This window comes from Candidatus Aminicenantes bacterium, assembly GCA_026393855.1.
Lineage (GTDB): Bacteria > Acidobacteriota > Aminicenantia > Aminicenantales > UBA4085 > UBA4085.
In genome coordinates, this window is sequence record JAPKZJ010000020.1 from 11,923 (window position 1) to 35,495 (window position 23,573).

At 62.5% G+C, this 23,573-nt stretch carries 14 protein-coding genes; 1 reads left to right on the forward strand and 13 read right to left on the reverse strand.

Annotation, left to right across the window (positions count from 1 at the left end):
- Positions 1 to 45: 45 nt before the first annotated feature.
- The 12 genes from NTZ26_02570 to NTZ26_02625 form a co-directional block, all read right to left on the reverse strand.
- Positions 46 to 729 carry a response regulator transcription factor gene (locus NTZ26_02570; protein ID MCX6559376.1) on the reverse strand — a complete coding sequence of 228 codons (684 nt, stop codon included), beginning with the start codon at positions 727 to 729 and terminating at the stop codon, positions 46 to 48.
- A 1-nt stretch (position 730) separates the two neighbouring features.
- Positions 731 to 2,764 (reverse strand): HAMP domain-containing sensor histidine kinase, encoded by a 2,034-nt coding sequence (locus NTZ26_02575; GenBank protein MCX6559377.1) that lies wholly within the window; start codon positions 2,762 to 2,764, stop codon positions 731 to 733.
- A 93-nt stretch (positions 2,765 to 2,857) separates the two neighbouring features.
- Complete coding sequence (locus tag NTZ26_02580) at positions 2,858 to 5,020, reverse strand: tetratricopeptide repeat protein (GenBank protein ID MCX6559378.1); 2,163 nt, start codon at positions 5,018 to 5,020, stop codon at positions 2,858 to 2,860.
- Positions 5,013 to 5,696 carry a response regulator transcription factor gene (locus NTZ26_02585; GenBank protein ID MCX6559379.1) on the reverse strand — a complete coding sequence of 228 codons (684 nt, stop codon included), beginning with the start codon at positions 5,694 to 5,696 and terminating at the stop codon, positions 5,013 to 5,015. The genes NTZ26_02580 and NTZ26_02585 overlap by 8 nt, the downstream gene beginning before the upstream one ends.
- The gene (locus NTZ26_02590) at positions 5,693 to 7,747 is read right to left on the reverse strand and encodes an ATP-binding protein (protein ID MCX6559380.1); all 2,055 of its coding nucleotides are present in this window, start codon (positions 7,745 to 7,747) and stop codon (positions 5,693 to 5,695) included. Before NTZ26_02590 ends, NTZ26_02585 begins: the two co-directional genes overlap by 4 nt.
- A 411-nt stretch (positions 7,748 to 8,158) precedes the next feature.
- Positions 8,159 to 10,261 (reverse strand): tetratricopeptide repeat protein, encoded by a 2,103-nt coding sequence (locus NTZ26_02595; protein ID MCX6559381.1) that lies wholly within the window; start codon positions 10,259 to 10,261, stop codon positions 8,159 to 8,161.
- An 82-nt stretch (positions 10,262 to 10,343) separates the two neighbouring features.
- Positions 10,344 to 11,018 carry a response regulator transcription factor gene (locus NTZ26_02600; GenBank protein MCX6559382.1) on the reverse strand — a complete coding sequence of 225 codons (675 nt, stop codon included), beginning with the start codon at positions 11,016 to 11,018 and terminating at the stop codon, positions 10,344 to 10,346.
- 3 nt (positions 11,019 to 11,021) lie between these two features.
- On the reverse strand, positions 11,022 to 13,007 hold the full coding sequence (locus NTZ26_02605) for a HAMP domain-containing sensor histidine kinase (GenBank protein MCX6559383.1): 1,986 nt from the start codon (positions 13,005 to 13,007) through the stop codon (positions 11,022 to 11,024).
- Between the two features lie 285 nt (positions 13,008 to 13,292).
- Positions 13,293 to 14,447, reverse strand: coding sequence for an ATP-binding protein (locus NTZ26_02610; GenBank protein ID MCX6559384.1), 1,155 nt, complete (start codon positions 14,445 to 14,447; stop codon positions 13,293 to 13,295).
- Between the two features lie 113 nt (positions 14,448 to 14,560).
- Positions 14,561 to 17,212 carry a hypothetical protein gene (locus NTZ26_02615; protein ID MCX6559385.1) on the reverse strand — a complete coding sequence of 884 codons (2,652 nt, stop codon included), beginning with the start codon at positions 17,210 to 17,212 and terminating at the stop codon, positions 14,561 to 14,563.
- A gap of 77 nt (positions 17,213 to 17,289) precedes the next feature.
- Entirely contained in the window at positions 17,290 to 17,964 is a 675-nt protein-coding gene (locus NTZ26_02620; protein ID MCX6559386.1) for a response regulator transcription factor, read from the reverse strand.
- The gene (locus NTZ26_02625; GenBank protein MCX6559387.1) at positions 17,961 to 19,895 is read right to left on the reverse strand and encodes a HAMP domain-containing sensor histidine kinase; all 1,935 of its coding nucleotides are present in this window, start codon (positions 19,893 to 19,895) and stop codon (positions 17,961 to 17,963) included. The genes NTZ26_02620 and NTZ26_02625 overlap by 4 nt, the downstream gene beginning before the upstream one ends.
- A 183-nt stretch (positions 19,896 to 20,078) precedes the next feature.
- Here NTZ26_02625 and NTZ26_02630 point away from each other — a divergent pair, with 183 nt between their 5' ends.
- Entirely contained in the window at positions 20,079 to 21,299 is a 1,221-nt protein-coding gene (locus tag NTZ26_02630; GenBank protein ID MCX6559388.1) for an ATP-binding protein, read from the forward strand.
- A gap of 9 nt (positions 21,300 to 21,308) precedes the next feature.
- Here NTZ26_02630 and NTZ26_02635 read toward each other — a convergent pair whose 3' ends face one another.
- Entirely contained in the window at positions 21,309 to 23,558 is a 2,250-nt protein-coding gene (locus tag NTZ26_02635) for a PAS domain S-box protein (protein ID MCX6559389.1), read from the reverse strand.
- Positions 23,559 to 23,573 lie beyond the last annotated feature (15 nt).

Genomic DNA, 23,573 nt, shown 5'->3' on the forward strand with positions numbered 1-23,573 from the left:
CTGGGACAAGCTTCGGTCAAGGTGTCCACCCTTAGCCCAGACTTCTTAACCATCGAAGCGGTACCCAAGGCCCCGGACACCGATCAGGAACTTCGGTTTTTGGGGATTCTCCTCCAGCTTGTTGCGGAGGTTATTGACATGGGTATAGATGACCCGGTCCGTCAGGACGGCGTCGCGCCCCCAGACCTCTCCCAGCAGGTCGTCGATCGACAGGACCTGGCCGCGGTGCTCCAGGAAAACCCGCAGAAGCTTGAACTCCACGGCGGTCAGATCGATCTTCCCGCCCCGGCGCGAAACCGCACATCGGGCGAAGTCGACGGTGAAGTCGGCAAAACGATGGACCGCGCTTGGCTCCGCATCGTTTTGGGAGCGGCGCAGGACCGCCTTGATGCGGGCCAGGAGCTCGCGTCGGCTGAAGGGTTTGGTGACGTAATCGTCCGCCCCGAGCTCAAGGCCCACGACTTTGTCCACCTCCTGCCCTTTGGCCGTAAGCATGATGATCGGAGTGCGGTCGCCCCGCAAATGGGCTTCGCGGCAGACGCTGAAGCCGTCCATCCCGGGCAGCATCAGGTCGAGCAGGATGAGGTCGAACTTGCCTTCGAGGATCCGGCTCAAGCCCGCCGTGCCGTCCTCGGCGACTTCCACGACAAACCCCTCGATCGCCAAGTCGTCGCGCAAGCCCGTCGCGATCGTCGGCTCGTCCTCCACGACCAAAATGCGTTCGTTCATCTCATCCTCCTCCCCGAACCGGCGCGGCCGGAAGCCGGATGATAAAGTCGCTGCCTTCGCCGGCCCGGCTCCGGCATTCGACCGTGCCGCCGTGGGCCGTCACGACATGTTTGACGAGGCTGAGCCCGAGTCCGACCCCCTTGACCCGCTTCGAGATTTCGGCTTCGGCCCGGTAGAACCGGTCGAAAATATGCTTTTGGTCATGTTCGGAGATTCCGACTCCTTTGTCCCGAACGGAGATCTTGACGGCGTCGCCCTCGGCCCCGGCATCGAGCCAGACGGTTTTCGAGCCGGGCGAGTACTTCACGGCGTTGTCGAGGAGGTTGCGGACCGCGGACCCCAGGGCCTCTCTGTCGGCGGAGATCAGGGGCAGTCCGTCCGGAATGTCCGCTTCGACCGCCGCACCATTCGCGGCGAACTCGGTCACGAAATCCGCGACCACCGTCCGCAGCCACGGGGTAGGATCGAGCGGCGCGAACCGGTATTCCTTGCGTCCCTCTTCCATCCGGGAAAAATCGAGGATGTTTTCAACCAAACGAGAAAGGCGGTCGCTTTCCTGGACGATCATCTTGAAATAGCCTCGCTGCTTCTCCGAGTCGGGCACTCGCCCGTCGAGCAGCATGCTGCCGAGCTGCCGGATCCCCGTCAGGGGGGAGCGGAATTCGTGGGAGACCGTCGAGACGAAGTCCGCCCGCAACCGGGCGATCTCAAGCTCCCGCTTGACGATCCGGACCGTGAGGTAGCTCCCAAAGGCAAGCATGATCGTGACAAAACCCAGCATCGCCAGGGACAGAGTCCGTTTTTGCCTGATGTCCGCATAAATCCCCTCCGGCCGTCCGGGCCAGATCTGAAGCAGCCACCGGGCCCCATCGATCCGAAGATCACGCGTTACGGCGAAGGGAGGGGGCACCGGGGGCGATGATCCGAAAACCGCGGAGCCGTCGGCGGCGAACACGACGGCTTCAAGGTCCTTCGCCCGAATCGCCAAGATCCGGGGCCACCAACGCGACGCTAAAACGTCTGCGGAGACAAGGACCGCGGCAAAAGGATCCTTATTCAGGAAAGCGAGATACCTATTCCTTTCGCCGGGAAAAACCGTCCTAGGATCGTTCAGGAAGTCCTCGGCGGCGCGGGAGAGAGCCAACCGACGCCCCTCGGCCGCCTGGAGACGGTCGAATTCGCCGACTTCCACACGGCTGTCACGGCACCAGGTCCGGCCGAGCTCGGAATAATAGAGGTATCGGGGCTTGTCCAGGAGCCATTTTCCCGACGCCAGATCCCGATAGAAGGCCATGGCCGTCCGGGCCAGGTCGGCCGTATCACCGCGCTCGGAGGCCAAGGCACAAAGCTCGGCCTGGGCGATGAGGTCCGAAGGAAGCCCCCCGATCCAAACCGCGGCCAAGCGTCGGAGGTCCCGGTAAGCGCCGGCGGCCTCCTCGAGCCGGCCGGCTTTGCGGAGCGTCCGGGCCAGGCGTTGAAGGATCAGCGGGCGCGACCCGGCAGCGGCCGAATCGAGCAGGCCCCGGTACGCTCGGATGGCACTCGGATAGTCTTTTTGAGCGATCTCCAGGGATTCTGCTTCGGCCAGGCCGACCGGCGGTCGGCTTAGAGCGGTTGGGGACGTTGCGGGGCTCCGGGGAACAAATAATAGAGCGCCGGGGGGAAACACCTCGATCTTTTCATCGGCTAATGACAGAAAAACGCCGCCGCCCGGTTCCGAGAAGGCTTGTCCGATGAACTCTGGGAAGAAGCCGACAGCTAGCGGCTTCTCCCGCGAAGCCGCCGACCGCACCGTATCGCTCCACTCTTGGAACTCCGCCTCCAAGTCGCGGCTGATTTCCGCCGCGGTTCTTTCCAGGCTCTCGCGTGTCCGCTGCCTGGCGAGCTGGCTCTCCTGGCGCAGAACGCGCAACGCGAAAACGCCGAGAAGCGCGCCCGGGAGCAGGACGAAAAGAGCAAAGACCGCGATGAGTCTCCGGCCGGGACCCCGGAAGGAGCCCGGCCGTGCGGGACGACGAGGCGAAGCATGCGACATCCGATCACCCGTCGTCCAGTTTAACACCCTACGGGAGAGTTTGCGCCTCCGGCGGGTCAAGATTCGGTCAAGATTCGATTAAGGCTCGCGGGGCTACTTGCCGGCCTTCGCCGGCGGCAGGAAGTTCTCCAGCACCCACAGCTCGCTCTTGGACCCTTCATTGATGCTGAACGCAAAGCGGCGGTTGTCCGGGTGAAGCGTGAAGGACGCCATTTTTGGAACGGAGAGATCCAGCTTCAGCGGCGTCCCACCCTGCGTCGGAACCCGCCAGATTTCACTGCTCGCAGTACCGGTTGCCTTCGCGATGATGTAACGGCCGTCCCTCGTCCACCTCAGCTCGTATTCCTGCGCCAAACCGCGAAATAGCTCCCGCGGCTCCCCTCCGCTGAGGGACACGGTCTTTACAGCGCCTTTCACCTGGAACACCACTTCCCGGCCGTCCGGCGAGAGGTCGTAGTACCATGTCTTTCCTTTGACACCTTTGACAACTTCCGACTCCTCACCGGTGTCGAGGTTGCGTTTCTTGATGCTTGGTCCGTCCGTCCCCCCCCTCACGAATACCAGGGTTTTCCCATCCGGGCAGAGAAGGGGGGCCCAGAATGGTTCACCTACCAACTTAGTGATCGCGCTTGTTTCAGTGTCAATTCGGAAGACGCCACCTTCCGTTCCCGTAATCCCGGCCGCGATGACGGAACGGCCGTCCGGCGCCCAGGAGGGCATGGCAACGCCACGAAGACGCGGCGACAGAAAGCGCTCTTCCCCGGTTGCGGTGGACCGGATCGTGAGGATGTTGTTTCCGGGACCCCACTGACCCCGACGTGAAAGGTAGGCCAAGTTCCTGCCGTCGGGTGACCATGTTAGCTCTGACGGTGGGCCGGTATACCGCGTCGTGACCGGCACGGGTGGCACGAGTACCTTGCCGGTTTCAAGGTCGACCGCACCGTTGTAGAGGCCACCGAAACGGGTGTCAGTCTTGTAATAAAGGGAGCCGTCGGGTGCAAAGCCAAGAACGTTTGAATAATAAGAGCCACTACCGAAGTCCTTTTTCAGCAGTTCTGGTTCTCCTTGCTGCTTTCCCCCGGTGATGGGAACGGACCAGAGGTCCCACGTCCCCGAGCGGTCGCTGAGGAAGAGAAGGCTGCTCCCGTCCGGGGTCCATCCCAGCAGTTGATCCTCCGCGGGATGCCCGGCAACAACCACCTCATTCCGCCCATCGGGGGTCATCAGGAAGACGTCGCCCTGGGGTGGGCTGCCCTCACGCACGAAACTGAACGCGACATATCGCCCATCGGGCGAGAAACTGGCCCTTTCAAACAAGAACCAGCCCGAAGTAAGACTCCTCAGGACGCGCATCGAGCCGTCCGCTGTCGAGATCAGCGTCAGTTCAACCCTTTTGCTACGCTCGTTAAAGTCACGGAGGCGAAGTGCAAGGATGGACCCTGCGTCAGGCGACCAGACCAAGGGTAGGACGTGATGATCGTCTTTCTCATTACAACTGTAAAGTGTGCGAAGGCCCGAACCATCCAGATTTCTAATCCGCAGTTGATGAGGGCCCGTCGTATCGTATGCGATTTGTTTTCCGTCGCGTGAGAACGCTTGGTTCTCGGAGGACTTGTCAGTCTCGCTCCAAGGCCCCTTATTTTTGATTCGGCTCGTCTGTCCGCTGGCGATTTCGAACTGAATCAAGTCACCCGTATCCCAGTCTAACCCTCTGATATACTTGCCATCCGCGGTCAGGACCTCACCGACGCCGGAGGCGTCTGTCAAGACCTTGCGCACCTGGAGTCCGGTCGGTTTGGGAATGGCAGCAGCCGCCCCCGAGGACATCAGGGCGAGTTTTTCCCGGGCGATCCTCACCGTTTCGGATTGTTCGGGATAATCGTTAATGACCGACTGAAAGGCTTTCTGGGCTTCCGTCGCACCGGCCTTTTGGTAACAGAGGCCGATATAGAGCTGTGATTTCGCGGCGGACTCGCGTTCCTTGGGAAATTTCTGAACGATCTCTCGAAAAAGCTTGATGGCCCCATCGAGGTCCCCGAGGCTTTCCATCGTGTACTTGGCCTTCTCGAACAAGGCCTTCGCATCCGGCGCGCTCTGGGCTCCGAACGCCAGAAGAAAACTGAAGAAGATCGCCCCCACCCCCATGATTCTTGTTCTCATCATCCGGCTCCTTCCCGACAACGTTCCTTTGGCGCTCCCAATATAGCCGGCTGATGTGTCGAAGTTGTCAAGCCAGTGTAAAAGATTGTCAGACAAGACGATATCCCTCGCCATAGACGGAAAGGATGTGCTTCGGATGGGCCGGATCCTCCTCGATCTTCTTTCTCAATTTCAGGATGTGATTGTCGACCGTCCGGGTGGTCGGAAATTTTTCATACCCCCAGATCTTCTCCAGCAACGCCTCCCGGGTGACGACTTCGCCCTCGTGCTCGATCAAGTGCTTGAGGATGCTCATCTCCAACGACGAAACGTCAGTCCATTTCCCTTTTCGTTGGACCTTGAATGCGGCGAAATCTACATCGCAGGAGCCGATCCGGTAGCGGGATCCCGCCGTCCGGCCGCCCGCCTTCGCCCGACGCAGCAAGGCCTTGACTCTCGCCTGCAGCTCCCTAAGCCCGAACGGCTTGATCATGTAATCGTCGGCCCCGATCTCCAATCCGACGACCTTGTCCGCCTCCTCACCCTTGGCGGTTAACATGAGAATCGGGATCGCGGACCCGGTCTTCCGGATCTCTCGGCAGACTTCGAGCCCGTCCATCTCCGGCATGCGGATGTCGAGGAGGACGAGATCGGGTGTTTCCGTCAAGGCGAGGTGCAACCCCTCCTTGCCGTTCGCGGCCAGAATGATCTCATAGCCCTCATCCGCCAGGTTGAGCTTGAGACCCTTGGCCAAGTCCTCTTCATCCTCGACGATCAGAATCTTTTCGTTCATGGCCTGTACTCTCCCCCGGGCTCGGCCAAGATCGGCAGGTAAACTGAGAACTCGCTCCCCTTCCCGCCTTCGCTCCGCGCCTCGACCCGGCCGCCATGGGCTTCGACGATGTGCTTGACGAGGGTCAGGCCCAGGCCGCTTCCGCCCGCGCCGCCGGACAGATCGTTTCCGCCGCGGTAGAATTTGTCGAATATCCGGGGCAGGTCCGCCGGGGCGATCCCGCTGCCCTTGTCGGCGATCCGGAGAACGGCCCAGCCGTTCTCGATCGAAAGACGGATGCCGACATCCTTCTCGCGCGGCGAGAATTTTATGGCGTTGCTTAACAAATTGACGACGACGCTGGCCATCGCTTCGCGGTCGAACCGCACTGCCGGACAATCGGCTGTGATCTCCTCTCGGATTAAAAAGCCTTTCTTTTCCAGGTGATAGCGATAGGAGGCCACGGTTTCCCGCACCACGGTCGCCAGGTCTCCAATCCGGAAATCGAATTCCTTCCGGCCCATCTCGATCCTGGAAAAATCAAGAACATTGTTGATCAGATGGGACAGCCGTTCGCTCTCCTTGGCGATGATCTTCAAAGCATCCTTCTTTTCCGGATCGCCCAGGTTCGGCTTTTGCTCCAAAGTCTCGGCATACAGCCGAATGAGGGTCAACGGCGTCTTGAGCTCGTGGGAGATGGTATGGACGAATTCCGTCTTCCGGGCCGTGAGCTGGGCTTCGCGGGAAATATCTCGGACCACCAAGCCGGCGCCCAAGGCCATCAACCCGACCACGATCAAAATGAGCAGCCCATAAAAGACGTTTTCCCGGACAGCGGCCCGGTCGAAATCGAGCATGGCGGGCTGGGAAACAATCAGCTTGAACGGCAGCGGAAATTCGCGAAACGAAAACGAGATCGTGCCCGCCGCGGGCGCGGGAAGACCCGCGGATTCTCCCTGTCTCTCGGAGAGAATGTCTTTTCCCGCTCGATCCGTGAGGCTCACCGTCACGCCGGAGCTTTTGTCCAGGCCTTCCATGGCTGATGGAACAATGCGCTTTAATAGCGATTCGGCGTCCCAACACACTCCGGCGATCATCGGGCCTCCTGCGCCCGAGCGCGGGGCAGGCGCGAAGGAAACGAGACAGGAACCGTTTTCGCCCGGCAGAAATAAGCGTCCCGGACGGTCCCGGGAGATAGAAGGATCGAGGGCGGACGCTTCCTTGATCCGGAGCACGACCGAGGTTTGGAGAAGGTCGCGAAATCGCAGATCCTCCAGGAATCCGGTCGCGCGCTCCTTCACCTGCTGATAGGACTTTTCGAGATCCGGGTTAAGGTGCCCCTTGATCCGCGGCTCGAGGATGGCCTCGATCGCGAATCGGAAAAAGTGATAGCCGGCCAGATCGAGCGGCCAGGCCCCCTCATCCATTTTTCGCCTCAGCTCGATCAGGCCGGAGAGCCTGCGATCCTCGTTCCCCCGTAGTCCTTCGATGTCCGCGCTGCGCATCGCGGCGATGATCCCGAAGGGATGGCCGGAGGCATCCGTCAGCCGCCCGTACTTGGCGGCCAATTCATCGAAGTCCGCAAGAGCCCCCGCATAGTCCCGGAGCGCGATCCGGCACCGGCCTCGGGCCATCCGGGCCAGGGCCCGGCACCGGTCCGAGGTCGAGGCCGCGGCCGCTTTTCCGTACAACTCGGCGGCCAGCCGAAAATCCTTTCGTTGGAATTCCGCCTTCTCCGCTTCGGTCCAATGGCTTCCGCCCGCTCGACCATCCGCCCCCTCGGAACAGGAGAACGGAGCTTCATCTTTCTCGGCGATTTCCGGATTCAGGATCCTAAAATCGGCGTCGAGAAGGAATACCCGGCCCGCGGCCGCGTCGGAGGGGGCGTCCTTGCCTCCGGCCAGCCTGTCCCGTTCCAAGCCGCGAATCCTGTCTTCAATGGACTTCAGGGCCGCTTCGCCGGAAAGAAAGAGGCTCATGCCGTAGAGCTTGCGGGCCGCGTCCCGGCGTCTCGAGAGGGAAGTGAACCCCAGATACCCGACAACGAGCGAAGGGAGGATGGCGGAGATCAAGACGATCCATACGATCCTGCGCCGTCCGGATGCTTTCCGAGTGACTGAGGTCGCCACGTCTGATTCCCGGGCCGAATCTTAACAAATATCTCCACGCAAATGTCAAAACAGTGTAAAAGATTGTCTAACCACGGCGGCGAAAACGACGAGGCAGGCGCGGCGGCAGGGGCCCCAGCCTTGGGCTGGGGATCCTTTCCGCCGCACTCGCCCGTGGATACAACTCACGGGCGAGTGCCGACACCTCGACGCCTGCCCCGCTTTCAGCCCCCACCTCTTGGCGGCAACATCAAACCCTTTGTCCTGAGCCTTAATACTACCGCCCCAATGTCAGGATCGTATACGCATTATTGTCAGGATTGTGTTTGATTTTGGCTAATACGGCATCCCGGACGGCAGGGGATCGGTTCTCGGCTACTTCCCGGCTTTCGCCGGCGGCAGGAAGTTTTCCATGGCCCAGATCTCCCTGACGGGCTTTCCGGACGTGAAGACGATCCGCCGGCCGTCCGGGTGCAGCTGCAGATCACGGAACTCCATGCCTACGTTGATCTTCTTGGCTTCTCCACCCACCGTATCCGCTTGCCACAGCTCGCGTTTCTCGTCTTTGGTCCCGCTGGCCGTTCTTTTGACGAACAGGATGCTCTTGCCGTCAGGAGCCCAGGCATGCCTGGCGAAAGTTTCGAGCTTTCCCAGGAGAAGATCCCGTGGTTCACCGCCCGCCGTTGGAACGATCCGTATGACGTACCTCTGCTCCGCCAGACTATCCGCCGTGCTGAAGGACAGATATCTCCCGTCGGGTGAGACCGCCATGCCGCCGATATCCAAGATGCCCGCGCCCGGGTTCCGGTAGAATTCTTTTTCCTGTCCGGTCTCCAGGTCATACTTGATGATCGGCGTCAGCTTTTTAATCCATTGAAAATGGACATAATAAACCGACTTCCCGTCGGGCGAAACCGCAAAATCCTTGATCAATGAATCCGACCAACCGCTTCGGGCCAAAAGAGTCTGCTTGCCGGTTCGGATGTCGATTTTGAAAAGGCCCTGGTTTGTCGCGTCGCCCATCGTGGCAAACACCGCACCGCCGTCCGCCGCCCAATGCATCCTCCAGAAGGAGCCGGTGGCCAGCGGGATTTCCCGCTCTTCTCCCGTCTGTTCGGAGCGAAGGCACAGGAAGTACGAGCTTTGGGACGCAGTCCCCGCAAGGCGTTCCGAAACATAGGCCAGGAATTTGCCGTCGGAGGACCATTCCGCAGAGGAGTTGGCGCCGACCACGCGCTGGGGGACTTTCTTCGGCAGCGCGGCAACGATCCCCTTGGCTAGATCCAGGGAGCCCTCAAAAACATCAACGACGTTGACCCCGAGGCTATAATAAAAAGAGCCCCCGTCGGCAAATCCCAGGGGCGATATCTGTCCGATATCTTTCCTGACCAGGGTCGGCTCGCCTTGAGGCTTCCCATCAGCGACGGTAAGGGCCCAGGCATCCTGCGTTCCTGTCCGGTTACTCGCAAAGAGGACCGTGTTAGTTCCCGGCACCCAGCCGAGGAGCTGATCGTCGGCGGAATGCTTGACTAGCGGGAACGCCTGTTTTCCGTCTATGGAATATATGAAAATATCGCGTTCCGGAGACCCATCCTTCGGCCGGTTGTCATAGACAATGAATTTCCCGTCCGCGGAATAGCCTGCATCCCAAGACGATGAAGAGATCGGCTCTTCAGCCGAGCCAAGGGTCGTCAACGAACCATCGGCCACAGAAACCAAGGCCAGCCTCTCGGGCTTGGAGCCATCCTTGGGAACAACGGCAAGAATGGACCTGCCGTCGGGGGACCAATCCAGTGGCCAGACCGGTCCCAAAATTCGGGGCTCGGATCCGTCAATTCCGATGATCCTCAGCTCAAGACCGGCGTCTTTGGTCATCCAAGCATAAGCGATCTTTTTTCCGTCAGGAGACCACGTCGTATCCAGGGCCATTTCGGAAGTCGACCAGTTCCCCTTGCTGGTCAGCCGCCGCATCCGCCCGCTCGCAGCTTCCCAAAGGGCCAGATCGCCTGAATCGGGGTCCATCATGGAAAGGTATCGGCCATCCCGAGAAGGCGATTCGGAGCCGGCCCGACCGGAACCCGGACCTGACCAGACTCTCCGAATCGTCATCTCCGCGCCGGCCGTCCGGCTGGACGTTCCGGCCAATACGGCCAGCCGGGACCGCGCGGCCTGGGCCTGTTCGGACTGGTCCGCATATTGCCGCACGAGCTGCTCATACGCGCTGCGCGCTTCCCGTGTGTCCGTATCGCCGAGCTTCTCATAACACTGGCCCATCCGCAGCAGGGCGGTCGCAACCGTGGCCCGCCCGGTGCCGGGCTGAGCGGCGATCTTCCTGTACAGCTCGATGGCGCCTTTCAGATCGCCCTCCACGACCTCTTTGTTGATCGCGGATTGGAGCTGCAGATTGTTGCGGTCGCTTTGCGGACCGCCCAGCAACAGTGTCGCACCCATCATCATGGCCAACAAAAGCTTGTTCATCTTCCACCTCCGCGAATAGTGTACGCGGCGCTGATCAGAGTCGAATCGGAGATCGATCTGATTTCGGTCTGAGTTTGCGCGGTCAACCGTCGAAGCGGTATCCTTGGCCGCGCACGCTCACGATGTAGCGGGACACATTGGGAACCGGTTCGATCTTCCGCCTCAGGTTCATGATGTGATTGTCGATGACCCGATCGGTGGGGCTGCTGTCGGGCCTCCAGACCTCGTCCAACAGCCGTTCCCGGGTCAGGAGGCGGCCGCGCCGGCGGATGAACGTCGCGAGTAGCTTGAACTCCAGCGGGGTCATGTCCAGGGCCGCGCCCGCGCGGCGCACTTCGGCGCGCGTGAGGTCCACCTCCACATCGCCGAACCGGTAGACCTCCGGGGCCTCCTCGGAGGCGCGGCGGAGGATCGCTTTGACCCGGGCCCGCAGCTCGAGCGGGCTGAACGGCTTGGTCACATAGTCATCCGCGCCCAGCTCCAGCCCGAGAACCTTCTCGGCCTCCTGGGCCTTTGCGGTGAGCATGATGATCGGAGTGCGGATCCCCGCGTGCCGCAGCTCCCGGCAAACCGCCAGCCCGTCCTTGCGCGGGAGCATCAGGTCGAGAAGGATCAGATCGAAGGCCTCCCGGCCGGCGCGCCGCAAGGCGGTTTCCCCATCCCCGGCTACCTCCACGGCATAGCCCTCAAGCTTGAGGTCGTTCTTAAGCCCCAGGGCGATGGCGGGCTCGTCTTCGACGACGAGAATCTTGGCCATGGCTCACTCCCCTTCGGGCAACCGGACCGTGAAGGTGCTCCCCTGGCCGGGCCGGCTGTCCACCGTGATGTCTCCCCCGTGGGCGTTCGCGATCTGGCGCGCCATGGCCAGCCCCACGCCCGCTCCGCGGATACCGGCGGTCTTCGCGGCAGTACCCCGGACAAATCGTCTAAAGATCAGCTTCTGTTCGCTCTCCGAAATCCCCAGACCCTGGTCGCGCACCCGGATCACCACGCGCCGGTCTTCTCGGCCCAGCTCCACGCGAATGGGGGAGCCGTCGGGAGAGTACTTGACGGCATTGTCGAGGAGGTTGCTGATCACGCAGCCGAGCGCCGCGGGGTCGGCGCGCAGGCGCGGCGCCGAACCGTCGGTGTGCATGGCGATCCTGCCCCCGTTCGCCCCAGCGTCGCGCCGAAATTCCTCGATCACGGAGCGCAGCCACTCGGTCGCATCCAGCGGCTCGAAACGGAAGGGCATCTCGCCGGCTTCCAGGCGGCCGAAGGTCAGCAGCCCCTCGACCAGCCGGTGCAGGCGCTCACTGGCCTGGGCCAGGGCACGGTAGTATTCCTGGCGGTCTTCGTCACTTTCCACCCGCCCGCTCACCAGCAATTCGCTCAGCTGCCGCAGCGCGGTGATGGGGGTGCGGAACTCGTGGGAGACCGAAGCCACGAAATCCGATTCCAGCCGCGCCACCGCCACCTCGCGGGACGCCGCGCGCCCGATAAAATACGCTCCAGCCAACACCAGCAGGAACAGGGTGGCGAGCCCGGTCACAACGAGCCGCCTCGCCGCCCACCCGGCCGTGGCCGCGCCGCCCGCCGAAACGGCGTGCAGAGTCCAGGGAAGCTGCGCGGAGGAAGCCAGGCGCACGGCCTGGGCTTCGCTTCCGTTCGGCAGCCGGCCCGACACGGCCCGGCCGTCGGAATCGGTGAGGACGACACGCGCATCGAAACGGCCGAGCGTCGGCAGAAGCGGCTCCAGCCATTGCGATTCCAACGTGCGCCGACCCAAGGCAAAGACCGCCAGACGTTCGGGCGTGCCCCGCCACGCCAGCAGCACCGGCTGGTCGGCCTGCCAGAAAATACGGCGGCCGGCGATGGTGTCTTCAGCGCGGCGAAGGGACCGCCATTCTGCCCACATCGATCCGGCGGCCGCCGACGCAGCCAAGGCCTCGGCCGGTTCCAGCGAGGTCAGGCCCATCCCTCGGCAAGCCTCGCTCAAGTAGAAGTCGTAAGCGGCCCGATCGATGCGCCACTTGCCGCCTCGAAGCGCTGCCGACAGCGCCGCCGCCTCTCGCCGCGCCGCTTCCACGTCCTTCTGCTTTTCGAACGCGAGCAGGCGCGCCTCCCGGGCCACAAGCTCCGCCGGCAAACCCGCCACGGGCGTCGATCCGGCCCGGGTCAGCTCGTCGTAGGCGGCCAAGGCTTCGGTCGCCAGCCCGCTTTTCCACAAATTCCGCCCGAGGCGGGCTTGGGCTTCGGCGCGGACGGCGGGGTCAGCGTGGCGGGCCAGCGGACGCAAGGCGGCGACGGCCTTGGCATAGTCCTGCTTCTGGAACTCCAAAGCTTCCGCGGCGGCAAAAGCGGGGTGCCCCGCCGCCGGCGTTGTCGGGGTGTTCGGGTAAAACAACAGCCGGTGCTCCGGGTAACATTCCAAGTCGTTCGGACGGATGATCAAGAGCAGGCTGTCTTTGGGCAGTCCCGCAGCGTACTCCGCAGCCTGCGCGCGCAGCTGGGCGGCAGCCGCCGTGCTCAGACGCATCAAGCGGCTTTCGAGCTGGGAGAGGTTTTTTTGCAGGGCGGCGACGGCCAGGTCCGCGGCATTCTCCCGCTTCTCCTCGAGGCGCTGTCCGGCCAGAGCGCGGTCCTGCCGCATCAGCTGCCAGCCCATCCAAGCCAGGGCCGCGACCAGCAGGAACGTGATGGCAAAAAACATCACCAACAGGCGCGAGCCGGGCCGGAGCCGGGCTTTTCGGGCTTTCAGCGGCATCGCGAAGAATTATAGCCCCGCTCCGGTCTGAAGGCTATCTCGCTTCGGTCAGGATTCAGTCAGATTGGCTTCGGCCGGCTACTTGGCGGTTTTCGCCGGAGGCAGGAAGTTCTCCAGAACCCAGAGTTCGCCCCAAACGCATCAGCGCGCCGGCCCGGATCAGAGAATCCTTCGAGAGTGCCAAGGCGCGGAAAACGGCGGCCGCAGCTTAGAGCGAGGCATCCCTTCCTCCCCGGATCGCTATGGCTCGATTATAGCCGCAAGGCCCGTCTTTGCCATACAGGATCAGCCTCCGTAATTCCATTCTTCTCTGATATCGACCAACGGCAAGGCCGTGACCTTCTCGTCCAATCGATAGCGCTCCTTGCCCGGATAAACAATCCAGACATGAGCCGGCGAGAGATCTCGGAGCGAGGAATGGAGAGACGCCGTCATCCGAGGCGCATCGGCAAATTTGAATTCCACTCCCCAAAGCTTCCCGTGCTTCCGCCAGACGAGGTCAAGCTCGGCTCCCGCATGGGTCGACCAGAAAAAGAAGGAAGCGTCGTCAAGTCCCACGCTCCGGCAGACGCTATTCAGGGCGAATCCTTCCCAAGACGCGCCGAGCTTGTTGTGGGAGGTCAGATCGTTTTCATTCTCGATCATCATCAGCGAATGGAAAAGCCCCGAATCGTGAAGGTAGATCTTGGGTTTCTTGACCAGCCGTTTGCCGACGTTTTCGTGCCAGGGTTGAAGGATGCGGATCATCAGGGCGCCCGCGAGGATCTCCGCGTACTTCCTCACAGTCACGTCGGACATCCCGAACGACCGGCCGAGCTCCGCATAATTCAGGACCTGGCCGTGATAATGGGCCAGCATGGTCCAAAATCGGCGCAGCGATGCTGCGGGAATTTGGAAACCGAGCTGAGGCACGTCTCTTTCCAGAAATGTCGCAATATAATTGGATCTCCATAAAAAGCTCGCCTCATCGTCGGCCGCCAGGAAAGCCGGAGGCAATCCTCCACGAAGCCAGAGTTTTTTCCAGCTCTTGGCTCCGACGTCCCAAGGCGCCAAACCGCCGAGATGATGATAGCCGATCCGGCCGGCCAAGGATTCCGAGCTCTGCCGGATCAAGTTCACGGAAGCGCTGCCTAAGACCATGTATTTTTGCTCGGGCTTGCTGTCGACAAGATGCCGGAGCAACGGAAAAATCTCCGGACGGCGTTGAATCTCGTCAATGATGATTAAGCCTTCGGCCTCTTCCAAAGCCATTCTGGGATTATCGAAACGAACCAGTTCGCTGGGATTCTCGAGGTCGAAGTATTGGCCCGATGGAAACGACTTGGCCAGCGTCGTCTTGCCGCACTGGCGGACGCCGATCAATCCAACGACGCGGAATATCTTGAGTAGGTTTTCGATTCTTTCCCGGTCCCCGGTTCGAGGCAAGAAATGCGGAGCCATGGATACCTCCATAAACACTATCGCGAATAATGATTGAAAAGTCAAATGTTGTGTATGAGATTTCAAGCGTCAGCCAGAGGGGGGTCGAGGCCCTATTCCATGAAAGAGAAGAATCAACGGCTCTGGTTTCTATGCGTCGGCAGCCCGGCCTGATAGTGTTGCCGTATTTCATTTGCGGAAAGCACCCTCTCGTAAAGCGCCGCTCCGTCGACTGTCCCATTGAAGCGGTAGGAAGGCACTCCGAAAAGCGTCGACAATCCAATATATAAAGGCTCCGTCGGCCGGGCCAGGATCGATTGCGTGATCGCTCCCGTCTTCATCAGGGCGCCGTTCAGGTAAATGCTGGCGCTCCTGGAGGAATAGACCGTGCCGGCCACGTGATACCAGGTGTTAGGATGCAGGACCGCATCGCCGACGATGCACTCGATGCTCCAGTCCCCTGACTCGCCGAAAGATGTATGGCAGTGCCTGATCCCTAGGTGGAGCCTCCCCTCGGTATTGAGGTATATGGCACACGAGACCCCGTCGTAGTTATGGGTCCCCTTTACCGCGATGGCCTGCAGTTCGGGCCCGAGACTCGAGAAATTGATCCAGGCCTCCAGCGTCACCTCGTCCAGAAATTCGGGGACCGGTCCGGCTTTCGTGGCCGGCAGGACGTTCTCCATGACCCAGACTTCGGGTTTCCTTCGCCCGGCCTGGAACGCGACGCTCTTTCCGTCGGGGTGGATGCGCAGCCCGGAAGCTCCGTCCCCAAAAGCCATATCCGAGGCCAAAACGCCGACATTATGCGCCTCTTGACCTCGCGGGGAGGCTCGCCAAAGCTCCAGCCGGAAGGAGCGCGGAGCGGCTTCGACCGTCTTGGCAAACAACAGGTATCGTCCATCGGGCGTCCACACCAGCCCATCCCGTCGAACGGCTTCGCGCCCGCTCAGCCGAAGGAGCTCGCGTGCATTTTCGCCTTGGGCCGATACGATTCCGAGCCGATCGCAAGAACCGTTCCATCGGCGGGATCGAGCCGTGAAAGCCAATTCGAGGCCGTCGGGGGAGAGCGCCAGGTTGGTGACATCCTCTCCCGGAGAAAGACGATAGATTTCCTTCTCGCTTCCCGTGGCCGGGTCGCGCTGCAGGATGCGGGGAGCCGCATCGGCGAAGGCAAAGCCGGCTCGGGTGAGGTAAAAGGATTTCCCGTCGGGCGCCCACTGGCCGTCCAGCGTATCCGTTTCGGGATTGCTCGACAGAATGGCCCGGGCGTCCCCGTTGCGCGCATCCATCTCGTAGAACCCCATGTGGTGGTGCAGCTTGTCGAAACCGGAGACGAGTATCCCCTGTCCGCCCGGGGTCCAGCGCGCGATCCGCAGGCGCTCCAGGTCTCGCGGAGCCAAGAACTCGCGATCCCCTCCCGCGCTGAGCGAGCGGATGCAAAGGGTCCAGCGGTCGGCGCTTCGGTTCGAGAAGTAGGCCAGCGATCGTCCGTCGGGAGAATACAGCGGCAGCCGGTTCCGGCCGGCGAAGCGCTCGTTGATCAAGGCCGGCGCGGCCGTCATTCGCGAAGCCGTCGGATCGAGCTCGACGACATAAGCGTCCGTCCCGCCGCTTTCGACTCCATAGTATAACGACCCGCCGCGGGTGAAGCCCAGCGGCTCCGCAGGCTCCATCTCGGGTCGGATCGAAACAGGCTGCCCCGCGGGCTTGCCGTCGGCGATCCGGAGGAACCAGGCGCCCCATTGGCCGGCCCGGTCGCTGGCGAAGAGGACGCCTCGCCCGTCCGGCGCCCACCCGAGAAGCTGGTCGTCGGCGGGATGCTCGACCAGCGTGACCTCACGGCTGCCGTCGGCGGCCAGAAGGAAGATGTCGCGGCTTTCCGAGTCTTCGCGCGGAGGACAATCGTAGGCGATGAACCGGCCGTCCGGGGAGATGCCGCGAGGCTCGGGCCGGCGGGAGCCCAGCGCCTGCAGAATCCGCGCGGAACCGTCCCCGAGGGAGATCAAAACGATCCGGTTGACCTCGATCCCGGCGGATTCGTCCTTCGTGGCGGACGCGGCAACGATGCGGGCGCCATCCGCCGACCAGACGCAGGGCTTGAGGGAGACGAGTCGATCGCTCCGGAAAAAGATCCGCTCTCCGGATCCGTCCAGATTGATCAGCCTTAGTTCAAAAAAGCCGTCCCCGGAGGATCGAGCGTAAGCCACCTTCTTGCCGTCCGGGGAGATGAGGGAACGGCCGGCCGGACTCTGAAGGTCCGCTGAGGCCTTCCCCAGCTCCCGAGTCTCTCCAGTGGACAAATTCCGAAGGGAAACGGCGCCACTCGCCTGGTTCGTAAACGTCAGAAATCGCCCGTCCCAGGAAGGCGCACCATCGGTATTCACATCGGAGCCCGCCCAGACCCGGCGCACGGCCAGGGGAGGAACTTCGGCTGGGCGGTTCAACGCGGCCAGCCGCGCCTTGGCGGCGTCGACGGTTTCCTTCTGATCGGCGAAGTCCCGCACCACCCGATCGTAGGCCTGACGCGCCTGGGCATCGCCCAGCTTCTCATAACACTGGCCCATGCGGACCAGAGCCTTGGCTGCCACGGCGCGATCGCCGTCGCCGGCGAGCTTCCGGTACAGCTCGATGGCGCCCCTCAGATCGCCGTCGACGGTCTCGGCCTTGATCGCCGCCTGAAGGGCCACCTCCGCTTGATTGGCCTTCGCCTGGTTCGCCGGGAGTCCGGAAGACAAGGCCGCGCCAAGCAGCCCGGCCAACAGGATCCATGGCGCCCTCTTCATTGTCCCATCCTCCCGCCCATCATATTACGGCTCCATTGTCAGGCCATTATGCGCGTTATGGTCATGATTGGGTTTTTTCAGCCGTCGAACCGGTATCCCAAGCCTCGAACGCTTATGATATATCGAGGATTCGCGGGCTCCGGCTCAATCTTCTTCCGTAGGGTCACGATATGATTGTCGACGACGCGGTCGGTGACGAACGCGCCTTGTCCCCAGACCAGATCCAAAAGTCGATCGCGGCTCAAGACCTTGCCCGCGTTGCGGACCAGCGCGGCCAGCAGCTTGAACTCGAAGGCCGTCAGCCCCACTGGCTGCCCGGCGCGGCGCAGCTCGCATCGTCCGAAGTCCACTTCGGCGTCCCCGAACTTGTAATTCGGCGGTTCCTCGTCTCCCCTGCGGCGGAGGGCCGCCTTGACCCGGGCCCGCAGCTCGCGCGGGCTGAATGGCTTGGTCACGTAATCGTCGGCCCCGATCTCCAGCCCCAGCACTTTTTCCGCTTCCTGGACCTTGGCGGTCAGCATGATGATCGGCGTCTTGATGCCGTCCCTGCGCAGCTCTCGGCAGACTTCGAAGCCGTCCTTGCCCGGCAGCATGACGTCCAGCAGGACCAGGTCAAATACCTGCTTCCGCAGGCGCTGCAGGGCGCTTTCGCCGTCCGATGCGATCTCCACATCATATCCTTCGGTCTTCAAATCGACCTGCAGGCCAAAGGCGATTCCGGATTCGTCTTCCACCACGAGGATTCGCTTCATGCTTTCTTCTCCAGCGGAAGGAGGATGGTGAACGTGCTGCCGCGGCCGGGCTCGCTCTCCAGACGGATCTCGCCGCCGTGGGCATCGACGATGTGTCGAGCCATGGCCAAGCCGATGCCGGTCCCTTGGACATGGGCCGCCCGGGAGCCCGAACCCCGCACGAACCTCTCGAAGATCTTCTTCTGCTCCGAGACCGGAATGCCCAGGCCCCGGTCCCGGACACGGATGGCCAGCCCGGACTTTTCCCGGGCCATCTCGACCCAGATCGTCCGGCAATCCGGAGAATACTTGACGGCGTTATCGAGCAGGCTCCGCAGCGCCAGGCCGAGGGCGGCCCGATCGGCGCGAACAAGCGGCAGATCGGCGTCGAGCGCCAGGTCGATATCGCAGCCCTGGGCGGAGGCCAACCCCCGGAACTCGGCCACCACCTCGCCGGCCCAGGCGCCCGGGTCGAGAGGCTCGAAGCGATAGTGGAACGCGCCCGCCTCGATGCGGCCGAAGTCCAGCAGCGACTCGACCAGCCTCTGCAGCCGCTCGCTTTCGCGGGACAGGATGCCGTAGGATTTTTGCCGCTGACCGGGCTCGTGAATCCGCCCTTTGGCCAGCATCTCCGAGAGCTGGCGCAACGAGGTCAGCGGGGTTCGGAATTCGTGGGACACGGCCGACACGAACTCGGACTGCAGCCGGGCCACGGCCCGCTCGCGGTCGATGGAGCGCATGATGAAATACGTCCCGGCCAGGAGAAACAGGGCCAGCACCGCGAAGCCCGCGAACAGCAGGCGGCGCCGCCCGACCACGCCCACGGCGTCGGCGCCGGGGTCGGGGCTGGTGGCGTGGAGAGTCCCGGGCAGCCTGGTGTCGGGCGCCGTCCGCACGGCCCGCGGACCGCTTCTGTTGAACGATCCAATCATCACCTGCCCGTCCTCGTCGATCAGAGCCCCTTGCACCAGACGGCCCTGCAAGACCGGCGTCCACGCCGAACCGAGGTAAGCGGGCCCCGCCAGCACCGCGGCCAGCCGATCCGGAGTCCCCTCCCACGAGACGAGCACCGGGCGGCCATCGATCTTCAGAATCCGGCGCCCCTTCGTCTCGGGCCCGGCCCACCACTGGCCGTAGATCGAATCCGCGGCCGTTGCCAGCGTCAACGCGTCCCGTTCCCGCTCGGTTGGAAGACCGGCCTCGAGCCACCGATCCGCTTCCCCCCGATAGAATTCCCAGACGGGCCGGAGCAGATTCCAGCGGCCGCTCCAAAGGGCCGTCCGCAGGAGCGAGGCCTCCCGCTGCAGCTCGGCGCGCCGGCCCATCGCTTCCAGCACCGTACTGCGCGCTTCACGCGCCGCCAGCTCCGCCGGCAGTCCCAGGGCGGGCGACCGGCCGAACCGGGCCAGCTCGTCATAGGCTTGCAGGGCCTCTTCGTTGCGGCCGATCTTGCGGAGGTTCCGGCCCAACCGCAGCCAGGCGCCGGCGCGCACGCCGGGATCCCGCGATCCGGTCAGATCCCGAAAGACGACGGCGGCCCGAGCCGGATCGCCGCGCCGGAACTCCAGTGTCTCGCCCGCGGCAAAGACCGCCGCCTCGGGCCCTTCGGAATCGGGGAGCGCGGGATAGAAAAGCAGGCGGCCGGGCGGGAAAGCCTCCACGGCATTCTTCGTCCCTCGCAGGACCAGCACGTTGTCGGGCGGCTCCTTCGCGCCGGGCCCGGGGACGGCGCCCCGATAGCTTTCCAGATCCATCAGGCTTTGCTGCAAGACGACGGCCATGTGGTCCGCCGCGACTTCCAGGCGGTCCTGGAAGCGCTGCCCTTCGAGCGCCCGGTCCTGCTTCAGCCATTGCCAGCCGAACCAGGCCAGGGCGGCGCCGATGACGAGCATGAGGCCGAAAAAGACCGCCAGGGTGCGGCCGGGGGGCCGTTTCCAGCGGGCTATGCCCATAGGTCGCCTCGCATCCGCCATCGCCCCCCCACCATACACTCGGCCGGGTCAGGATTGGATGGAGATTGGGTCAGGATTCTGTTTTTCCCGGGCGGCTTGGCATTGGCCATCGAGTTTTCAGGGCCCTTTCTTGACTTCTTGACAAGATAAGTCAAGAATGAAAACTCTCGGACGGAGGGAGTGATGCCAACGCCTCTCGCCCCAAAGGACAAGCGCTCGGAGCTGGCCCTGCGCGAAAGCGAGCGTAAGTACCGCGAGCTCGTGGAGAACGCCAACAGCATCATCCTGCGCTGGAAGCCCGACGGGCAGATCCGCTTCCTGAACGAGTTCGGGCAGCGGTTCTTCGGCTACACGGAGGCCGAGCTGCTCGGCCGCTCCGTCATGGGCACAATCGTTCCCGACGCCGAGAGCGACGGCCGGAGCCTGAAGCCGCTGATGGACGAGATCGGCCTCAACCCGTCGGCGCACGAGCAGAACGTCAACGAGAATATGCGCCGCGGCGGCGAGCGCGTCTGGATCGCTTGGACCAACAAGTTCACGCTGGACCCGCGGGGCCGGGTGACGGAAATCCTAAGCATCGGCCAGGATATCACGGCCCGCAAGCGGGCCGAGGAGGAGCTGCGGGCCATGCAGGCCGGCCTGGAACGGCGCGTCGCCGAGCGGACCGCGGAACTGGTCGTGGCCAAGGAACGGGCCGAGGAATCCGACCGGCTCAAGTCGGTCTTCCTGGCCACCATGTCCCACGAGTTGCGGACCCCGCTCAATTCGATCATCGGCTTCACCGGTCTCCTGCTGCTGGACGCGGCCGGGCCGTTGAACGAGGAGCAAACCCGGCAGCTCCGGATGGTCAAGGACAGCGGGCAGCATCTGCTGGCGCTCATCAACGACGTGCTCGACATCTCCAAGATCGAAGCCGGCCGGTTCGAGATCCGCGACGAGTCGTTCGATCTGCCCGCATCCATCCGGAAAGTCCTCTTGGCCGTTCAGCCCCTGGCCGACAAAAAGGGCTTGGGGCTGGAAGCGCGGGTCGCGGCGGAGGTGGGCCGGATCCGGAGCGATCGCCTCCGGGTCGAGCAGATCCTGCTGAACCTGCTGGACAACGCCGTCAAGTTCACCGACCGCGGCGAAGTGAGCGTCGACTGCCGCCTGGACGGGGAGCGGATCGTGACCCGGGTGAACGATACCGGGATCGGCATCAAGCCGGAGGATATCGCGTCCCTCTTCCAGCCCTTCCATCAGATCGACGGCGGCCCGGCACGGCTGCACGAGGGGACGGGCTTGGGCTTGGCCATCAGCCGCCGGCTCGTCGAGCGCCTGGGCGGGGTCCTCTCGGTCGAGAGCCGCTGGGGGCGTGGGAGCACGTTCCAGTTCACGCTCCCGCTCGGCTCGGACCTCGCGTCCTGACCGACGCGATCAGGCCTCCGTCAGCTGATAGCCCTTCTCTCCGAAAAGCCGCAGGCAGGCCTCCGCTACCCCTGGGTCGTAGAGGATGCCTTGATTCTTCACGATTTCATCGAGGGCGGCCTGAATCCCCAGGGCCGGACGATAGGGTCGATGGGAGGCCATGGATTCGATCACATCCGCAACGCCGAGAATGCGGGCTTCAATGAGGATCTCATCCCCTTTCAGGCTTCTGGGATAGCCGGAACCGTCGATGCGTTCATGGTGCTGGTAGGCGATCTCCGCCAACGGCCAGGACGATTCCACGGTCTTGAGGATCTCGTAGCCTCTTTTGGCGTGCTCTTTGATCAAGGCGAACTCGATGGCCGTCAGCTTGGTGGGCTTGGACAAGATCTCCGCGGGAATGGACATTTTCCCGATGTCGTGGATGGACGCAGCCAGCCGAATGCCTTCGATCTTGTCCTGGGGCAAGCCCATTTCCGCGGCGATGGCACAAGCCAGATGGGCCGACCGGATCTGGTGTCCGGCCGTATAGGGATCCCTGGCTTCGACGGCCGAGACCATGACCCGAATGGTCGTGTTGACGGCTTTTTTCAAGCTCTCGACGGTCCGGAGGAGCGCTCGCTCCACCTCTTTGCGCTCGGTGATATCCTCGGAGATGCCCAGCAAAAACGCGGGTTCTCCGTCCGCGGATAGGATCGGCACTTTTTTAGTGTGCAGGACGCGCTCGCCCTTGGCCCGGGTTTGCAGGGGCTCCTCCGGGATTTCCACGAGCTCCCGGCCGCGCAGAACCTCCCGGTCCTTGGCCGCGAAGAAGTCCGCCTGCTCTCGCGGGAAAAAATCGTAATCGTTCTTGCCCAGCAGGTCTTCTCTCGAATAGCCCAGCAGCTCCTCGCCCGCCCGGTTGTACCGGACGAATCGGAGTTCCTTGGCGTCCTTGATGAAGATCATATTCGGGATATTCTCGACGATCGAGTCCAGAAACGCGTTCATCCGGCGCAAATCCTCTTCGGCTTTCTGGCGCTCGGTCATATCGACGATCGCCCCCAGAAGCCCCGTTGGCCGGCCGAACGAATAGACGACTCGCGAGAAGACGATGGCCGGAAAAACGGACCCATCCAGCCTCCGCAGGAGATACTCCGTTCCGCCCAACGACTCGCCTTTCAAAAGCCTTTGGATGTTCTCGCGCGATTGGGCGATGCCTTCGGGCGAAAGCAGCTGCCAGGCCCTGAAGCCTTTTTCCAAATCCTCGCGGGTGCCTCTAAAAGTCTCGATCATGGCCCGATTGGCCGCCGTGATATTCGCCTCAAAATCCATCTCATAGACCGGGATCGGCAAAAAATCAAACAATCCGTGGTATTTTTTTTCGCTCTCCCGAAGATCCTCCTCGGCCTGTCGGCGCTTGGTAATATCGCGGGCCACGGCGATCACGCCTACGATGACGCCCTCACGCCGCATGGGAGCCCCGCTGACTTCGCCGGCGACAATCGAACCGTCTTTGGCGATCAACCGATAAGTCGTCGCCGAAATCGTCTCCCCCGAAAAAACCGAACGGATCTCATCTAAAGCCCGCGGAAAAGAATCCGGACCGAGAACTCTGGCCAAGTCCGAAACCGGATGGCCGATAAAATCTTGCGGCCCATACCCCAAGACCCTCTCCACGCTGGGCGATACGGCGGAAATCGTGAAATCCGCGTCGATCCGAAAAATGATGTCCGTCATGTTTTCAAAAATCAGCCGGTATTTCTCCTCCAAGGCGGTCCACTTTTGATTCGCGATCTCCAGATCCAGCATTTTCTTTTCGAGCTTTTTAAACAGGATCTCATCGTGCCCCCGGAAAAACTCGGCGTCTTCGCCCAAAGACGGCGCCGCCGCCCGCCCGGCGCGGGGACTTTTGCCCAGCACCTCCATCAATTGATTCATCAAGATTTCCGGACCCAGGGGCTTGATGAGGAATCGTTCCGCCCCGAGCCTCAAGGCAAACGCCTCGTCTCTCGCTTCCGTATAGGTGGCTGTGTAAAAGACAAAGGGGATCTGTTTTAATCGATCGTCCGACTTCCATTGCTGGCACAAGGTGTAGCCGTCCATCACCGGCATCAAAATGTCCGCCACAATCATGTCCGGAAGATCGAGGCGGGCCTTGGCCAGAGCTTCTTCGCCGTTGGCCGCGGAGATCACGTCCCAGCCATGGGCCCGGAGCAGGGTCTCCAGATAACAAAGATTGGAGCTGTTGTCGTCGACGATCAAAACTTTCGCGTTCATGGCGCTCCCCTGTTC